This is a genomic window from Streptomyces sp. NPDC002232, from assembly GCF_042890295.1.
In the GTDB taxonomy this organism is placed as follows: domain Bacteria; phylum Actinomycetota; class Actinomycetes; order Streptomycetales; family Streptomycetaceae; genus Streptomyces.
In genome coordinates this window covers 1-15,441 of record NZ_JBIARV010000002.1, presented here as the reverse complement: position 1 = coordinate 15,441, position 15,441 = coordinate 1, and the positions used below count along the sequence as shown (strand labels likewise).

Below are 15,441 nucleotides of genomic sequence, written 5' to 3'. Positions count from 1 at the left end.
GAACGGACCGGGCCTGAAATAGTTCCCCAGGATGATTCGCCATCCCTGGACTCCCGAAGACGGGGGTACATCGGGGGACAAGTAGTGGGGCATGGAGTGCCAGAACTCGTACTGGAATTGAACGGCAGGACCTGGACGCTCGATCCGTCCCGGTCGTACACCCTGGGCAGGGACCCTCAGGGTGACCTGGTCATCGACGACGCCAGGGTCTCGTGGCGGCACGCCACCATCAGCTTTGGCGGCCGGAGCTGGGTCATCGAGGACCACGGCTCCACGAACGGCACCTTCCTCCAGGGCCGGCGGGTCCACCAGGTGGAGATCGGCCCCGGCTCGGCCGTCCACCTGGGCAACGCGACCGACGGCCCGCGGCTGAATCTCGCCGCCGGCGCGGCCGCCGCGCCTCAGCAGCAGGCACCGCACCAGCAGGCACCGCACCAGCAGGCCCCGGCCCACCAGGCCGCCGGCCCGGCCCAGGCCGACTGGGCCACGCACCAGGCGCCTCCGCAGCACCAGGCGCCGCAGCACCAGCCGTCTCAGCAGCAGGGCTGGCCGCAGCAGGCCCAGCAGCCGCCCGTCCAGCAGCAGGTCCCGCACCAGCAGGTCCCGCACCAGCAGGGACCCGGGCCGGGCCACCCCGGTGCCGCCGCGGGGGCGTCGTCGGCCTACTCCGACCGCAGCCCCACCACGTTCCACCAGCTGTCCCTCGGTCACGTCATGCGGATCGGCCGTGCCCTCGAGAACGAACTGGTCGTCTCCGACCTCCAGGTCTCGCGGCACCACGCCGAGTTCCACGCGACGCCCGACGGCCGCTTCGAGATCCGCGACCTCGGCTCGCACAACGGCACCTACGTCAACGGTCAGCCGATCCCCAAGGGCGGCTCGGCCCTCCTCGGACCGCAGGACATCGTCGGCGTCGGCCACTCGACCTTCCGCATCGTCGGCGGCCAGCTCGAGGAGTTCGTCGACACCGGATCGGTCTCCTTCTCGGCCCGCCACCTCACGGTCACGGTCGACGGCGGCAAGCAGATCCTCAAGGACGTCACCTTCGGCGTCCCGGAGAAGTCGCTGATCGGCGTCATCGGCCCGTCCGGTTCCGGCAAGTCCACCCTGCTCAAGGCGCTGACCGGCTACCGTCCGGCCAACGAGGGCGACGTCCTCTACGACAACCGCAGCCTCTACAAGCAGTTCGCCGAACTGCGCCAGCGCATCGGTCTGGTCCCGCAGGACGACATCCTGCACAAGGAACTGACCGTCGTGAAGGCGCTGCGCTACGCCGCCAAGCTCCGCTTCCCCGGCGACACCGCCACGGCCGAGCGCGAGGCCCGCATCGACGAGGTGCTGCGCGAGCTCAAGCTCGACATCCACAAGGAGAAGAAGGTCACCTCCCTCTCCGGTGGCCAGCGCAAGCGCGTCTCCGTCGCCCTGGAGCTCCTCACCAAGCCCTCGCTGATCTTCCTGGACGAGCCGACCTCCGGTCTCGACCCGGGCATGGACCGCGACGTCATGCAGCTGCTCCGCGGCCTCGCCGACGACGGCCGGACGGTCCTCGTCGTCACGCACTCGGTGGCCGAGCTGGGCCTCTGCGACAAGCTGCTCGTCATGGCGCCCGGTGGCTCCGTGGCGTACTTCGGCCCGCCGGAGGAGGCGCTGAACTTCTTCGGCTACTCCACCTGGGCCGACGTCTTCTCCGCCTTCGAGAACTACCGCGACTACGACTGGGCGGGCCGCTGGAAGGGCTCGCAGCACTACCAGATGTACGCCGCGGACATCGACGCCGTCGCCGCGCAGCCGGTCCAGATGCCGCAGCAGGCGATGGCCAGGCCGCCGAAGCCGCAGGGCTGGGGCTCGCAGCTGCTGACCTTGATCCGCCGCTACGTCTCCGTCATCGCGTCCGACAAGGGCTTCATGGCGCTGATGGTGATCCTGCCGGCCGTCCTCGGCGCGGTGTCCGTCGTCATCCCGGCCGACTTCGGCCTGGGCAAGCCCACGCCGCCGTCCCGCTTCAACGGGGACGCCGGCACGATCATGCTGATCCTCGCGGTCGGCATGTGCTTCTCCGGCGCGGCCAACTCCGTCCGAGAGCTGATCAAGGAACGGGTCATCTACGAGCGCGAACGCGCCGTCGGCCTGTCCCGCTCCGCCTACCTGATGTCCAAGGTGATCGTCCTCGGCGTGATCACGGCCTTCCAGGGCGTCATCATCTGCGGCATCGGCTTCTCCACGCGCGCGCTGCCCGAGGAGGGCCTGTTCATGCCGCCGGCCGTCGAGCTGTGCGTCCAGGTCATCGCGCTCGGACTCACCTCGATGATGGTCGGCCTGGTCATCTCCGCGCTGGTGAAGACGGCCGAGAAGACCATGCCGCTGCTCGTCATGTTCGCGATCATCCAGGTCGTGTTCACCGGCATCCTCTTCCAGGTCTACGGCTCGCCCGGCCTGGAGCAGTTCGCCTGGCTCATGCCCTCCCGCTGGGGCATCGCCGGCGCCGGCACCACCCTGGACCTGGCGCACCTGATGCCGCCGTGGGACCACAAGGACCCCACGAACACCGACCCGCTGTGGGAGCACACGGTCGGCCAGTGGAGCCTGGACCTCGGCATCCAGCTCCTCATGGCGACGGTCTGCTGCGTCCTCGTGGCGCGGCTGCTGCGCCGCCACGAGCCCGAGGTCATGCGCAAGTGACGACAGCCCCGAAGGGCGGCTCCCCGCGCGGGGTGCCGCCCTTCGGCGCGTCCGAGACGACTCAGTACGCGCTGTTGACGTTGTCGATCGAGCCGTAGCGGTCGGCCGCGTAGTTGGCGGCGGCGACGATGTTGGCGACCGGGTCGTACTGGTCGAACTTGGTGCCGGCGATGTGGTACGCCTTGAACGTCGGGTAGATCACCTGGAGCAGGCCCTTGGACGGGATGCCGTTGATGGCGTTGATGTCCCAGTTGTTGATGGCGTACGGGTTGCCGCTGGACTCGCGCATGATGTTCTTGTGCAGGCCGTTGTACGAGCCCGGGATGTTGTGCTTGTCCATGATGAAGAGCGCCTCGCGGATCCAGCCGTCGAGGTTGTTCGCGAAGACCGGGGTGCGGGCCACGGAACGGCTCGCGGCGGCCTTCTGCGCGGCGCGCTTCTTCGCGGCCGCGGCGGCCTTGTTGGCCTTCGCCTCCGCCTTGGCCTTCGCCTGAGCCTTGGCGCGGGCGTCCGCCTTCGCCTTGGCCGCGGCCTTCGCCTTCGCGTCGGCCTTCGCCTTGGCGGCGGCCTTGGCCTTCGCCTCGGCCTCCTGCTTGGCCTTCAGACCGATCGTGCTCTGCTGCTGGTCGATGCTGGCCGCCAGGGCCTTCGCCTGCGGGCTGTTCGCGTCGTACGACCAGGCCACCTGCTGCGTACCGGCGAGGGCCTGCGGCTCCGTCTCGGTGCCGCCGTCGCCACCGGACACGAGGGAGAGGGTGAGCGCGGCGGCGCCCAGAGCGGCGACGCCGGCGATCGTGGCCTTGTGGGTCTTCTTCAGACCACGACTGTGGCCAGGGGTGTTCGCAGACATGCTGGGCTACCTCTTCGAATCGCTGGGGGGTCGCTCGGCGGCCGGGGCGGCGCTGCGCCTGCTCGGCGGCGACGAGGGCAATTCTTAGCGGCGGCAAAATCCCGTGGCAAAGGAGTGACGTACGATCCCGGGTAGTGGATCAGGGACCTGTGCACAGGCCACACAAAGCCCCCTGTGGCCCGTTTCCTCCGCCCATATCCGGCATTCGGGTAACCACTAGGGGGCTTCGTAAGTGACCTGGGTCCTATGCGCGGCCTCACATCGGGCACGTAACGAACTCACCAGGCGTTGCTTCAGCAATGCATACGGTGAACGTTCTCCTCCGGAAGGAGGAGATGGACGTCGCCGAACTCGTGCCAGAGGTAGCGCCCCCTCACCGCGGCGGCGTACGCGCTCCGCAGCGCCGGTCGCCCGGCGACCGCCTCCAGCATCAGCAGGTGCGAGGCCTCGGGCTCGTGCAGCCCCGTGAGCAGCCCGTCCACCGCACGGACCCCCCGCGCGGGCGTCACCACGAGGTCCGTCCACCCCGCGCGGGCCCGGACCACCCCGTCGCCGCCCGTCGCGGACTCCAGCGCCCGTACCGCCGTCGTCCCCACCGCGATCACCCGGTGGCCCGCGGCGCGGGCCCCGTTCACCACGGCCGCCGTCGCCGCCGGGACCGCGAAGCGCTCCGGATACGGCGGCTCGTGCGCCTCCGCCGACGCCACCCCCGTATGAAGGGAGAGCGGAGCGATCCGTACGCCACGGCCGGCCAGCTCCGCCACGAGCGGGGCCGTGAAGGGCCGCCCCGCGCTCGGCATCTCCGCCGAGCCCGAGCCGTCGGGGGAGGGGCGCGCGAACACCGTCCGGTACGCCGACAGCGGCTGGTCCCGCTCCGTGTACCTGTACCGGATCGGCCGCCCGTACCGCCCCATGAGCCCCGGCACGTCCCCGTCCGCCCGCGCCCACCACAGCCGCCCGCTCCCGGGCGCCAGCGGCTCCCCGAGCACCAGCCGCGCCCCGCCCGGCAGCCGCACGACCGCCCCCGCGGGGCCGCCCCCACGCGGGCGCGTACTGCCCGACCCGTCCGGCGCCCGCAGCTCCACGGCCCACCGCCCGTCGTCCCCGCGGGTCGAGAAGTGCACCACCACCGGCTCCCCGCCGGGCTCCGGACCGAGCCGCCCGTCCACGGCCGCCGCCAGCGTGCTCGACGTGTTCACGACGAGCACGTCCCCGGCCCGCAGCAGCGCGGGCAGCTCCGCGAAGGCGTGGTGCGAGACCGCCTCGCCCCGCGACACGAGCAGCCGCACGTCGTCCCGGCCGTGCCCCGGCCCCCGCTGCTCGGCCGGCACCCGCGCCGACAGCTCCGGCGGCACCCGAAGCCCCTCCAGCCCGTCGGACAGCACGCTCACCGGTCCGCCCCCGCCCACTCCGCCGCCGTGTACCGGCCGCCGGCCGGCCGCTCGTCGAGCAGCCGCAGGAAGACGGGGACGACCTCGTCCGGAGCGGGAGTCCCGGACAGGTCCTCGCCGGGTTCCGCCGCGGCCAGCATGCCGGTCCGCATGCTGCCCGGGTCCACCCACCAGACCCGCAGCCCCGGCTCCTCCACCGCCAGGACCGCCGACATCAGGTCGAGCGCCGCCTTCGTCGCCCCGTACGCGCCCCAGGTCCGGTACGCCGTCACGGCCGCGTCCGACGTCAGACCCAGCACCGCGCCCTCGGGCGCCGCGCGCAGCAGGGGCAGCGCCTCCTGGAGCAGCGCCAGCGGCGCCACCACGTTGACCTCCAGGGCCGCCCGGAATCCGTCCAGCGGCTGATCCGCGAGCGGCACCAGCGGCTCCGCGCCCAGTACGGCCGCGTTGTTCACCAGCAGGTCGAGTCCGCCGAGCTCCCGGGCCGCCGCCACCAGCTCCCGCCGGTGGGACGCCTCCGTGACGTCCCCGGCCAGCGCCACCACCCGGGCCCCCCGCGCGCGTGCCGCCTCCGCGCCCTCCTCCAGCACCTGTGCCGTACGGGCGTCGAGCACCAGGTCCCAGCCCCGGCGGGCGAGCGCCTGCGCCAGCGCCCGCCCCAGACCCTTCGACGCCCCCGTGATGATCGCGACTGCCATGACGTCCGTCCCCTCTCCGTGTCGATGGCTCAAGCCTCCGGCGGCGTCCCCGCCCGCCGCCTCGTCCCCGGGCCCGGACCCCCGAGGGCACTTCGACCTAGGTCCCGGGACCGGCCCCGCCCTCGTCCCCGGTCGGATACGGACCGTCACACCCCGCCGGTACCGTGAACACATGAGCCATCGACCCAGCTCCGGCCTGGCCGCCGTGAGCACCGCCCTGCTCGCGATGAGCCGCCACCTGGAGGTGCGCGACGTCCTCAAGACGATCGTCGCGTCCGCCCGCGAGCTGCTCGACGCCGAGTACGCGGCCCTGGGCGTCCCCGACGACCACGGCGGCTTCGCCCAGTTCGTGGTCGACGGCGTGAGCGACGAGCAGTGGCGGGCGATCGGCCCGCTGCCCCGGCAGCACGGCATCCTCGCCTCGATGCTCCACAAGGCCGAGCCCGAGCGGCTCGCCGACGTCCGCCAGGACCCCCGCTTCGAGGGCTGGCCCGACGCCCACCCCGAGATGTCCGACTTCCTCGGCCTGCCCGTCCGGGACGGCGACGAGATCCTCGGCGCCCTCTTCCTCGCCAACAAGCGCTGTCCGAAGCCCGGCGGCGGCTGCGGCTTCACCGCCGACGACGAGGCGCTCCTCGCGATCCTCGCCCAGCACGCGGCCATCGCCCTCACCAACGCCCGCCTGTACGAGCGCAGCCGTGAGCTCACCATCGCCGAGGAGCGCTCGCGCCTCGCCCACGAGCTGCACGACGCCGTCAGCCAGAAGCTCTTCTCGCTCCGGCTCACCGCCCAGGCCGCCGCGGCCCTCGTCGACCGCGACCCCGCGCGCGCCAAGGGCGAGCTCCAGCAGGTCGCCTCGCTCGCCGCCGAGGCCGCCGACGAGCTGCGCGCCGCCGTCGTCGAGCTCCGGCCAGCCGCCCTCGACGAGGACGGCCTCGTCCACACCCTCCGGACCCAGATCCAGGTCCTCGACCGCGCCCACTCGGCCCGGGTCACCTTCGAGAGCCCGGGGACCCGGGCCCTGCCCGCCGCCCAGGAGGAGGCCGTCCTCCGGGTCGCCCAGGAGGCCCTGCACAACGCCCTGCGGCACGCGGACGCGGAGCTCGTCGCGGTCTCCCTCGTCCGCAGCGGCCAGGGCGCGCGGCTCACCGTCACCGACGACGGCAGGGGATTCGACCCGCGCACGGTCCGCAGCGCCGGCCGCCACCTCGGCCTGGTCTCCATGCGGGACCGGGCGGGCGGCGTCGGCGGACGGCTCACCGTGACCTCGGCCCCGGGCGAGGGCACCACGATCGAGATGGAGGTTCCCGGTGGCTGACAAGCCGATCCGAGTCCTGCTGGTCGACGACCACCAGGTCGTCCGCAGAGGCCTGCGCACCTTCCTGGAGGTGCAGGACGACATAGAGGTGGTGGGGGAGGCCTCCGACGGTGCCGAGGGGGTCGCCCGCGCCGAGGAGCTCCGCCCCGACGTGGTCCTCATGGACGTGAAGATGCCGGGCACCGACGGCATCGAGGCGCTCAAGCGGCTCCGCGAGCTCGCCAACCCCGCCAGGGTGCTGATCGTCACCAGCTTCACCGAGCAGCGGACGGTCGTGCCCGCGCTCCGCGCCGGCGCCTTCGGGTACGTCTACAAGGACGTCGACCCGGACGCCCTGGCCGGCGCGATCCGCTCCGTCCACGCGGGGCACGTGCTGCTCCAGCCCGAGGTCGCCGGGGCGCTCCTCGCCCAGGACGAGTCGCAGGGCACGGGACGGGGCTCGACGCTCACGGAGCGGGAGCGCGAGGTCCTCGGCCTGATCGCGGACGGCCGGTCCAACCGGGAGATCGCCCGCGCGCTGGTCCTCTCCGAGAAGACGGTCAAGACGCACGTCTCGAACATCCTGATGAAGCTCGACCTCGCGGACCGCACCCAGGCGGCGCTGTGGGCGGTGCGGCACGGCCTCACACGCTGACGCCGCTCAGGTACGCGCCCCCTGCGCGCGGGGGCGCACGACCGTTCAGTCCTTCATACCGTCGTGTGTATGTCCCCCGTTCGGCGCAACCCGACGGGGGCTGCGGCGTTCTCCATGGCGTGCTGCGGCGGACCTGCCGCAGCGATGACCAGGAGGATGTACCAAGTGAAGAACCTCAAGAAGGCCGCTGCCCTCACCATGGTCGCCGGTGGCATCGTCGCCGCCGGCGCGGGCGTCGCCTCCGCGAACGCGGACGCCGCCGGGCAGGCCCTCCACTCGCCGGGCGTCGCGTCCGGCAACCTGGTGCAGGTCCCGGTCCACGTCCCCGTGAACGTCTCCGGCAACACGGTCAACGTGATCGGCCTGCTCAACCCGGCCTTCGGCAACGGCGCCGTCAACGGCTGACCCCACCCCCGAACCCCGCCCCGGACGATCCCCCCGGCGGCGGGGCTTCGCCGTTCCCGCACCGTTGTGGGCCATCGTTCCGCGGGGCGGAACGGGTCGGCACGACCCCGCAGGACCCTGCCCGCCCGCACCCCCGGAGCCCGAGGGCGCCCAGGCCGGCCCCAGAACCCCCGGAACCGGGGCCCGAGGCCCGAACGCCCCGCCTCAGAACCCCCGGTCCCGCTCCCGCTCCTCCACGTACGCGTTGTACGCCGCGACCTGGGCCCGCCGGGCCACCCGTTCCACCGGCCGCAGCGCCTCACCCCGGGCCGACATCTCCGAGGCGCTCACCGCGCCCCCGTGACCGTGGTCGTACGCCAGGTCCACGAGCAGGCCGATCCGCTGCGCCAGTTCCAGGACCCGTACCGCACGCGGCGGATAGCCCGGGGCCAGCACCTCGCGCCCCACCTCCGCCCGCGCCCGGTACGCCTCGCGCGCCGCGTCCGCCGCCGGGCCCGAGGCCGCCACGTCCAGCCGGGTCAGCACCGCCGTCGCGTCCCGCAGCGCCTCCGCCAGCTCCCGCTCCGCCTCGCCGAGCGAGGGCACGTCGGCCGGCGGCGCCTCCCGCACCGCCAGGCAGTGCCAGACCACCGAGACGTGCACGTCACCCGCCGGACCCGCCTCCGCGACCTCCGGCACGAGGCCGTACGGCGCGCCGAAGCCCACCACCGCCTCCTCCGCCTCCAACGCGCGCGCGTTGAAGTCCGGCGGTCCGCTCAACCCCAGCGGATGCCCCGGTGCGGGCAGCGCGACCCGCCACCCGGTCACCCCGAGCCGCCGCAGCCGGCCCAGCGCGAGCGTCAGCCCCACCGGCCCCGCCTCACCCGGCAGCCCCTCCACGCGGTGCACCGCGTCCTCCCCGACAATCGCCGTCGCCGCCTCGTCGGGCGACACCGCACCGGCCAGCAGGGCATTGCCCCAGGCGGCCAGACGTCCTGAGCGTGGTTCCGAAAGCATCCCCCCAGACTAAGGACTGAAAGGAAGCCCTACGGACCGGTCCGCTCCGTCGATAACGTAGGTTTTCCCCTGGACGCCGCGCCCATCGGCGCATGGCGTCGACAAGACTCGACCCCAAGGGGAGACAACGCGCTCATGAGCGATGTACTGGAGCTGGTGGACGTATCCGTGGTCCGCGACGGACGGGCTCTGGTGGACGAGGTCTCCTGGTCGGTCAAGGAGGGCGAGCGCTGGGTGATCCTCGGACCCAACGGCGCCGGCAAGACCACCCTTCTGAACATCGCCTCCAGCTACCTCTTCCCCACCAAGGGCTCCGCCCGCATCCTGGGCGAGCAGCTCGGCGGCGTCGGCACCGACGTCTTCGAACTCCGCCCCCGCATCGGCATGGCCGGCATCGCCATGGCGGAGAAGCTCCCCAAGCGCCAGACCGTCCTGGAGACCGTCCTCACCGCCGCGTACGGCATGACCGCCACCTGGAACGAGGACTACGACCCGGTCGACGAGGAGCGCGCCAAGGCCTTCCTCGACCGGCTCGGGATGAACGACTACCTGGACCGCAGGTTCGGCACCCTCTCCGAGGGCGAGCGCAAGCGCACCCTCATCGCCCGCGCGATGATGACCGACCCGGAGCTCCTCCTCCTCGACGAGCCCGCCGCCGGCCTCGACCTCGGCGGACGCGAGGACCTGGTCCGCCGCCTCGGCCGGCTCGCCCGTGACCCGTACGCCCCCTCCATGATCATGGTCACCCACCACGTCGAGGAGATCGCACCGGGGTTCACCCACGTCCTGATGATCCGCCAGGGCAGGGTCCTCGCCGCGGGACCGGTCGAGATGGAGCTCACCTCGCGCAACCTCTCGCACTGCTTCGGGCTCCCGCTCGTCGTCGAGCGCGTCGGCGACCGCTGGACCGCCCACGGCCTGCCCCTGAAGTGACCGGGAGGGCACCGGCGTCCCGCACAGCCGCCCGCGCCCTGTCCCGGAAGGACCCCACCGCCCTACCATGACCATGTGGACATCGACGCATGGGTCTGGTGGCTGATCGGCGCGGTGGGGCTCGGCATCCCGCTGGTACTGACCGCGATGCCGGAGTTCGGCATGTTCGCCGTCGGAGCGGTCGCCGGGGCGGTGACCGCCGCCCTCGGCCTCGGTGTCGTCGCGCAGGTCCTCGTCTTCGTCGTGGTCTCCGTGGCACTCGTCGCCGTGGTGCGGCCGATCGCCGCCCGCCACCGCGACGGCGGACCCGGACTCGCCACCGGCATCGACGCCCTGAGGGGCCGACAGGCCGTCGTCCTGGAACGGGTCGACGGCAGCGGAGGCCGCATCAAACTCGCGGGCGAGATCTGGTCCGCCCGCACGCTCGACGGCGGACAGGCCTTCGAACCGGGCGAACAGGTCGACGTCGTGGACATCGACGGGGCGACCGCGGTGGTCATGTGACCGAACCGCGCCCATGAGGCTTCGTCATCTGGGAAACTGGATCATCGGAAGAAACCCGGCAGACAACCGGCAGCGAAGGGCACGGGGAACACGATGTCAGCAGTCATCATCGTCCTGATCATTCTGGTGGTGCTCGTCTTCATCGCCCTGATCAAGACGATCCAGGTCATCCCGCAGGCGAGCGCGGCGATCGTGGAGCGCTTCGGCCGCTACACCCGCACGCTCAACGCCGGACTGAACATCGTCGTCCCGTTCATCGACTCGATCCGCAACCGGATCGACCTCCGTGAGCAGGTCGTCCCGTTCCCGCCGCAGCCGGTGATCACCCAGGACAACCTGGTCGTCAACATCGACACCGTCATCTACTACCAGGTGACCGACGCCCGCGCCGCGACCTACGAGGTCGCCAGCTACATCCAGGCGATCGAGCAGCTCACCGTCACCACCCTGCGCAACATCATCGGCGGCATGGACCTGGAGCGGACCCTCACCTCCCGCGAGGAGATCAACGCGGCCCTGCGCGGCGTCCTGGACGAGGCCACCGGCAAGTGGGGCATCCGCGTCAACCGCGTCGAGCTCAAGGCGATCGAGCCGCCGACCTCCATCCAGGACTCGATGGAGAAGCAGATGCGCGCCGAGCGCGACAAGCGCGCCGCGATCCTCACCGCGGAGGGCACCCGCCAGTCCGCCATCCTCACCGCCGAGGGCGAGAAGCAGTCCGCGATCCTCCGCGCCGAAGGCGAGTCCAAGGCCGCCGCCCTGCGCGCCGAGGGCGAGGCACAGGCCGTCCGCACGGTCTTCGAGGCCATCCACGCCGGCGACCCGGACCAGAAGCTCCTCTCCTACCAGTACCTCCAGATGCTCCCGAAGATCGCCGAGGGCGACGCCAACAAGCTCTGGATCGTGCCCAGCGAGATCGGCGACGCCCTCAAGGGCCTCTCCGGAGCCCTCGGAAACGCCGGCGGCGGCGTCCCCGGATTCAACGTGAAGGGCGACGTCCCGGCCGCGCGACGAGACGAGCCCTCGGTTGACTGACACGTACACGTAATTTTCGTGCATGATCGGTGCGAGCCCCTCGACCCCGGCACCGCCAGGGCGGGGAGGCGAGCCACTGACCATGTAAGGAGATGGCGTTGTCCATCTGGGAAGCCCTGGCAGTCTTCGCCGCCGGCATCGGCGCCGGCACCATCAACACCATCGTCGGATCGGGCACGCTGATCACTTTCCCGGTCCTCCTCGCGACCGGACTCCCCCCGATCACCGCGAACGTCTCCAACGCCCTCGGCCTCGTGCCCGGATCCGTCAGCGGGGCCATCGGCTACCGCCGCGAGCTCAAGGGCCAGAAGAACCGCGTCCTGCGCCTCGGCGCCGTCGCCCTCCTCGGCGGACTCATCGGAGCGATGCTGCTCCTGGCCCTGCCGTCCGAGGCCTTCGACGCGATCGTCCCCGTCCTCATCGGCCTCGCACTCGTCCTGGTCCTGTTCCAGCCCCGCATCGCTGCCGCCGTCCAGCGCCGCCGCGAGCGGACCGGCACCGAGGCCCACCCCGACGGCGGCCCCGTCCTCCTCTCCGGCCTCTTCCTCGCCAGCATGTACGGCGGATACTTCGGCGCCGCCCAGGGCGTGCTCTACCTCTCCCTCATGGGCCTGCTGCTCCACGACGACCTCCAGCGCATCAACGCCGTCAAGAACATCCTCGGCGCCCTGGTCAACGGAGTCGCCGCCGTCTTCTTCCTCTTCGTCGCCGACTTCGACTGGACGGCCGTCCTGCTCATCGCGGTCGGCTCCACCCTCGGCGGCCAGCTCGGCGCCAAGGTCGGCCGCCGACTGCCCCCGGCCGTCCTGCGCGGAGTGATCATCGCCGTCGGCATCGTGGCGATCCTCCAGCTGACCCTCGGCTAGACCGCACGCGGAAGGGCCCGGCCCCCACCGAGGGGGCCGGGCCCTTCCGCACGATCACGGATCACACGGCTACGCGGCCGATTTCGCCAGCCAGTCCGGCAGCTCCGACCGCTCGCTCGCCCGCATCGCGAGCAGCATCGCGTCCGCCGGCGTCGGCTCGAACGGCTGGTGCAGCAGCGGCATCCCCGCCTGCTCCGGCGTCCGGTCCGCCTTGCGGTGATTGTCCTCGGCGCAGGAGGCGACCGTGTTCAGCCAACTGTCGCCACCCCCCTGGGCCCGCGGCACGACGTGGTCGACCGTCGTCGCCCGCCGCCCGCAGTACGCGCAACGGTGCTGGTCCCGGACCAGCACTCCCCTCCTCGACCACGGAGCCTGTCTTCGGAACGGGACCCGTACGTAACGGCAGAGCCTGATCACCCGGGGCACCGGAAGATCGACGGCGGCACCGCGCACCCGCAGCTCGGGATGGGCCTGCTCGACGACGGCCTTGTCCTGTAGGACAAGCACCACCGCACGGTTGAGTGTGACCGTCGAAAGCGGCTCGAAGCTCGCGTTGAGTACCAGCGTGTCCCGCATGTTGCCCACCTCCCGTGTGCCGGCCCCGACCCCGGGAGGGGACTGTGGGCTTGGATCAACGATGGCCGGGCCGGCCGGGTCGGACAACGCAATTTCTCGCGAAACAAAAGATGCCTGCCTCTGATCTCTCCAAGACCAGAAGCAGGCAAACAACAAACGAACGATCAGACCGCCGCGGGAGCCGCGTACTCACCGACCAGCTGGGCACGCCCCAGCGTGTGGAACCGCAGATTGAATCCGACGACCGCCGGAGAGGCGTCGGAGTCCGGACCGAGCTTCTCCTGATCCACCGCGTACACCGTGAAGACGTACCGGTGCAGCTCCCCCTCCGGAGGAGCCGCGCCGCCGAAGTCCTTCGACCCGTAGTCGTTCCGCGCCTGCACGGCACCGGCCGGCAGCCCCGCGAACGACCCGGACCCGGCACCCGCCGGCAGCTCCGTCACCGACACCGGGATGTCGAACAGCACCCAGTGCCAGAACCCGCTGCCCGTCGGGGCGTCCGGGTCGAAACAGGTCACGGCGAAGCTCTTCGTCCCCGCGGGGAAGCCCTCCCAGCTCAGCTGAGGAGAGGTGTTCCCCTCCGCGTACACCTGGGCGTCCTTCAGAACCCCGCCCGGCGCGACGTCGTCGCTCACCACGGTGAAGGCCGCCACCGGCGGATGGAAGTCATGGGGGAGCGGCGCCCTCTTGCCCTCGGACACGTCGAGTACCTCCGAATCGTCCGTCAACGCTGACGGAGCCGAGCCTAGAGCCAGTTGCGGCGGCCGCCGACCTCGGCGAGCCACTGGTTGAGGTAAGCCGCCCAGTCGGTCGCGTGGAAGTCGTGCAGCCCCACCTTGAACGCACGGAAGGAGTCGCTGCCCTCACCGAACAGACCCGGCTTCTTGTCCATCTCCAGGACGACGTCCATCTCACGGTCGTCCGCGACGAAGCTGACCTCGACCTGGTTCAGGCCCCGGTACTGCTGCGGCGCGAAGAACTCGATCTCCTGGTAGAACGGCAGCCGCTGCCGCGTGCCCCGGATGTGCCCGCGCTCCATGTCCGCGCTCTTGAAGCGGAAGCCCAACTGGAGGAAGGCGTCCAGGATCGCCTGCTGCGCCGGCAGCGGGTGCACGTTGATCGGGTCCAGGTCACCGGAGTCCACGGCCCGGGCGATCTCCAGCTCGGTCGTCACCCCGATGTTCATCCCGCGCAGCTGCTGACCCGCGATCGAGGTCACCGGCGTCTCCCACGGGATCTCCAGCCCGAACGGCACCACGTGCACGGCCCCGGCCTTGACCTCGAAGGCCCCGCCCAGACGCACCTTCACGAACTCGATGTCCTGCTTGTGCTCCTGGTCACCGCCCTCGACCTCGACCCGGGCCTGGAGCCCGACGGACAGCCCCTCGATCTGCTGGTCGACGCTGCCGCCCTGGATCCGCACCTCGCCCTGGACGACCCCGCCCGGGACGACGTTCTCCTCGGTGAGCACCGTCTCCACGCTCGCCCCACCGGCACCCAGGCTCGCGAGCAGCTTCTTGAATCCCATGTTCCACTCCTTCTCGGGTCCTGACCCCTACATACGCGCGACGACCGTAGCCGGTTCCCCACTACGCTCGGACCGCATGAGCGAGAGCCCCGACCGTACGCCGCTCCCACGTGCCTTCTTCGACCGCCCCGTCCTGGACGTGGCCCCCGATCTCCTGGGCCGCACCCTCGTCCGCACCACCGACGAGGGCCGGATGGAACTGCGCCTCACCGAGGTCGAGGCGTACGCCGGCGCGATCGACCCCGGCTCGCACGCCTTCCGGGGCCGCACTGCACGGAACGCCGTCATGTTCGGACCACCCGGACACGCGTACGTCTACTTCACGTACGGAATGTGGCACTGCCTGAACCTGGTGTGCGGCCCCGAGGGGCACGCGAGCGGGGTCCTGTTGCGCGCCGGTGAGATCGTCGAGGGCGCCGGCCAGGCCCGCCCCCGCCGCCGCTCGGCCCGCTCCGACCACGAGCTGGCGAAGGGCCCGGCCCGCCTCGCCACCGCCCTCGACATCGCGCTCTCCCTCAACGGAGCGGACGCCTGCGCGGGCCAGGACGGCCCGCTCGCCCTGCTCACCGGTACGCCCCCGGCGGCGGACCGCGTCAGCAGCGGCCCGCGCACGGGAGTCGGCGGCGACGGCGCCCCGCACCCCTGGCGGTTCTGGATCACCGGCGATCCCACCGTCAGCCCGTACCGCCCGCACACCCCCAGGAAGCGCCGCCTTGACTCGGGCCGCCCGACCTCGTAACGTAGCCCGAGCCGCTGGAAACGGTCTGCTTGTTCAAGCACCCCGCAGCGGCCACCCCACTCAATCGAGATAACACCCCAGCAGGGGATTATTTCGGCATGCCTGAATTCCTATTCGATCGGCTCGATTATGAGTCGCCGGGGAAATCGGCTAAAGTAGTGGACACGCCGGAAGGGCCCGGAGCGAAAGCAAAAGGGACCGGAAAGCACCGAGGAAATCGGATCGGAAAGATCTGATAGAGTCGGAAACGAAGGAAGCGCCCGGAGGGCCTGGAAACAGGAACGAAGGA

16 protein-coding genes are annotated in these 15,441 nt (G+C 71.5%); 9 read left to right on the top strand and 7 right to left on the bottom strand.

What is annotated here, in order from left to right; genetic code table 11:
* The first annotated feature begins 84 nt into the window (after positions 1-84).
* Complete coding sequence (locus tag ACFYXU_RS06850) at positions 85-2,679, top strand: FHA domain-containing protein (RefSeq protein WP_389456780.1); 2,595 nt, start codon at positions 85-87, stop codon at positions 2,677-2,679.
* A 61-nt stretch (positions 2,680-2,740) separates the two neighbouring features.
* Here ACFYXU_RS06850 and ACFYXU_RS06845 read toward each other — a convergent pair whose 3' ends face one another.
* The 3 genes from ACFYXU_RS06845 to ACFYXU_RS06835 form a co-directional block, all read right to left on the bottom strand.
* Positions 2,741-3,529: a transglycosylase SLT domain-containing protein gene (locus ACFYXU_RS06845; RefSeq protein ID WP_389456778.1), complete on the bottom strand. Its 789-nt coding sequence runs from the start codon at positions 3,527-3,529 to the stop codon at positions 2,741-2,743.
* Between the two features lie 293 nt (positions 3,530-3,822).
* Complete coding sequence (locus ACFYXU_RS06840) at positions 3,823-4,920, bottom strand: S-adenosylmethionine:tRNA ribosyltransferase-isomerase (RefSeq protein ID WP_389456776.1); 1,098 nt, start codon at positions 4,918-4,920, stop codon at positions 3,823-3,825.
* On the bottom strand, positions 4,917-5,618 hold the full coding sequence (locus tag ACFYXU_RS06835; RefSeq protein ID WP_389456774.1) for an SDR family NAD(P)-dependent oxidoreductase: 702 nt from the start codon (positions 5,616-5,618) through the stop codon (positions 4,917-4,919). Before ACFYXU_RS06835 ends, ACFYXU_RS06840 begins: the two co-directional genes overlap by 4 nt.
* A 172-nt stretch (positions 5,619-5,790) precedes the next feature.
* Here ACFYXU_RS06835 and ACFYXU_RS06830 point away from each other — a divergent pair, with 172 nt between their 5' ends.
* The 3 genes from ACFYXU_RS06830 to ACFYXU_RS06820 all read left to right on the top strand — a co-directional run bounded on the left by ACFYXU_RS06830 (position 5,791) and on the right by ACFYXU_RS06820 (position 7,975).
* Entirely contained in the window at positions 5,791-6,936 is a 1,146-nt protein-coding gene (locus tag ACFYXU_RS06830) for a GAF domain-containing sensor histidine kinase (RefSeq protein WP_329856346.1), read from the top strand.
* On the top strand, positions 6,929-7,570 hold the full coding sequence (locus ACFYXU_RS06825) for a response regulator transcription factor (protein ID WP_329856345.1): 642 nt from the start codon (positions 6,929-6,931) through the stop codon (positions 7,568-7,570). Before ACFYXU_RS06830 ends, ACFYXU_RS06825 begins: the two co-directional genes overlap by 8 nt.
* A 165-nt stretch (positions 7,571-7,735) precedes the next feature.
* On the top strand, positions 7,736-7,975 hold the full coding sequence (locus ACFYXU_RS06820) for a chaplin (RefSeq protein WP_329856343.1): 240 nt from the start codon (positions 7,736-7,738) through the stop codon (positions 7,973-7,975).
* A 204-nt stretch (positions 7,976-8,179) separates the two neighbouring features.
* Here ACFYXU_RS06820 and ACFYXU_RS06815 read toward each other — a convergent pair whose 3' ends face one another.
* Entirely contained in the window at positions 8,180-8,971 is a 792-nt protein-coding gene (locus tag ACFYXU_RS06815) for a hypothetical protein (RefSeq protein ID WP_376515179.1), read from the bottom strand.
* Positions 8,972-9,106: 135 nt separating this feature from the next.
* On the opposite strand from ACFYXU_RS06815, the gene ACFYXU_RS06810 reads away from it, so the two are divergent.
* The 4 genes from ACFYXU_RS06810 to ACFYXU_RS06795 all read left to right on the top strand — a co-directional run bounded on the left by ACFYXU_RS06810 (position 9,107) and on the right by ACFYXU_RS06795 (position 12,309).
* Positions 9,107-9,904: an ABC transporter ATP-binding protein gene (locus ACFYXU_RS06810; protein ID WP_329856341.1), complete on the top strand. Its 798-nt coding sequence runs from the start codon at positions 9,107-9,109 to the stop codon at positions 9,902-9,904.
* A gap of 75 nt (positions 9,905-9,979) precedes the next feature.
* Complete coding sequence (locus ACFYXU_RS06805) at positions 9,980-10,408, top strand: NfeD family protein (protein WP_361399573.1); 429 nt, start codon at positions 9,980-9,982, stop codon at positions 10,406-10,408.
* A 93-nt stretch (positions 10,409-10,501) separates the two neighbouring features.
* Complete coding sequence (locus ACFYXU_RS06800; RefSeq protein ID WP_376515176.1) at positions 10,502-11,443, top strand: SPFH domain-containing protein; 942 nt, start codon at positions 10,502-10,504, stop codon at positions 11,441-11,443.
* A gap of 92 nt (positions 11,444-11,535) precedes the next feature.
* A complete protein-coding gene (locus tag ACFYXU_RS06795) occupies positions 11,536-12,309 on the top strand; it encodes a sulfite exporter TauE/SafE family protein (protein WP_361399568.1) in 774 nt (257 codons plus the stop codon).
* A gap of 69 nt (positions 12,310-12,378) precedes the next feature.
* Here the strand turns inward: ACFYXU_RS06795 and ACFYXU_RS06790 are convergent, their stop codons facing one another.
* The 3 genes from ACFYXU_RS06790 to ACFYXU_RS06780 all read right to left on the bottom strand — a co-directional run bounded on the left by ACFYXU_RS06790 (position 12,379) and on the right by ACFYXU_RS06780 (position 14,413).
* The gene (locus tag ACFYXU_RS06790; RefSeq protein ID WP_329856335.1) at positions 12,379-12,885 is read right to left on the bottom strand and encodes an HNH endonuclease; all 507 of its coding nucleotides are present in this window, start codon (positions 12,883-12,885) and stop codon (positions 12,379-12,381) included.
* 164 nt (positions 12,886-13,049) lie between these two features.
* The gene (locus ACFYXU_RS06785; RefSeq protein WP_361399565.1) at positions 13,050-13,586 is read right to left on the bottom strand and encodes a YbhB/YbcL family Raf kinase inhibitor-like protein; all 537 of its coding nucleotides are present in this window, start codon (positions 13,584-13,586) and stop codon (positions 13,050-13,052) included.
* A 44-nt stretch (positions 13,587-13,630) separates the two neighbouring features.
* Positions 13,631-14,413 carry a sporulation protein gene (locus ACFYXU_RS06780; RefSeq protein WP_329856333.1) on the bottom strand — a complete coding sequence of 261 codons (783 nt, stop codon included), beginning with the start codon at positions 14,411-14,413 and terminating at the stop codon, positions 13,631-13,633.
* A gap of 76 nt (positions 14,414-14,489) precedes the next feature.
* On the opposite strand from ACFYXU_RS06780, the gene ACFYXU_RS06775 reads away from it, so the two are divergent.
* The gene (locus ACFYXU_RS06775) at positions 14,490-15,152 is read left to right on the top strand and encodes a DNA-3-methyladenine glycosylase (protein WP_376517755.1); all 663 of its coding nucleotides are present in this window, start codon (positions 14,490-14,492) and stop codon (positions 15,150-15,152) included.
* The last annotated feature ends 289 nt before the right edge of the window (positions 15,153-15,441 follow it).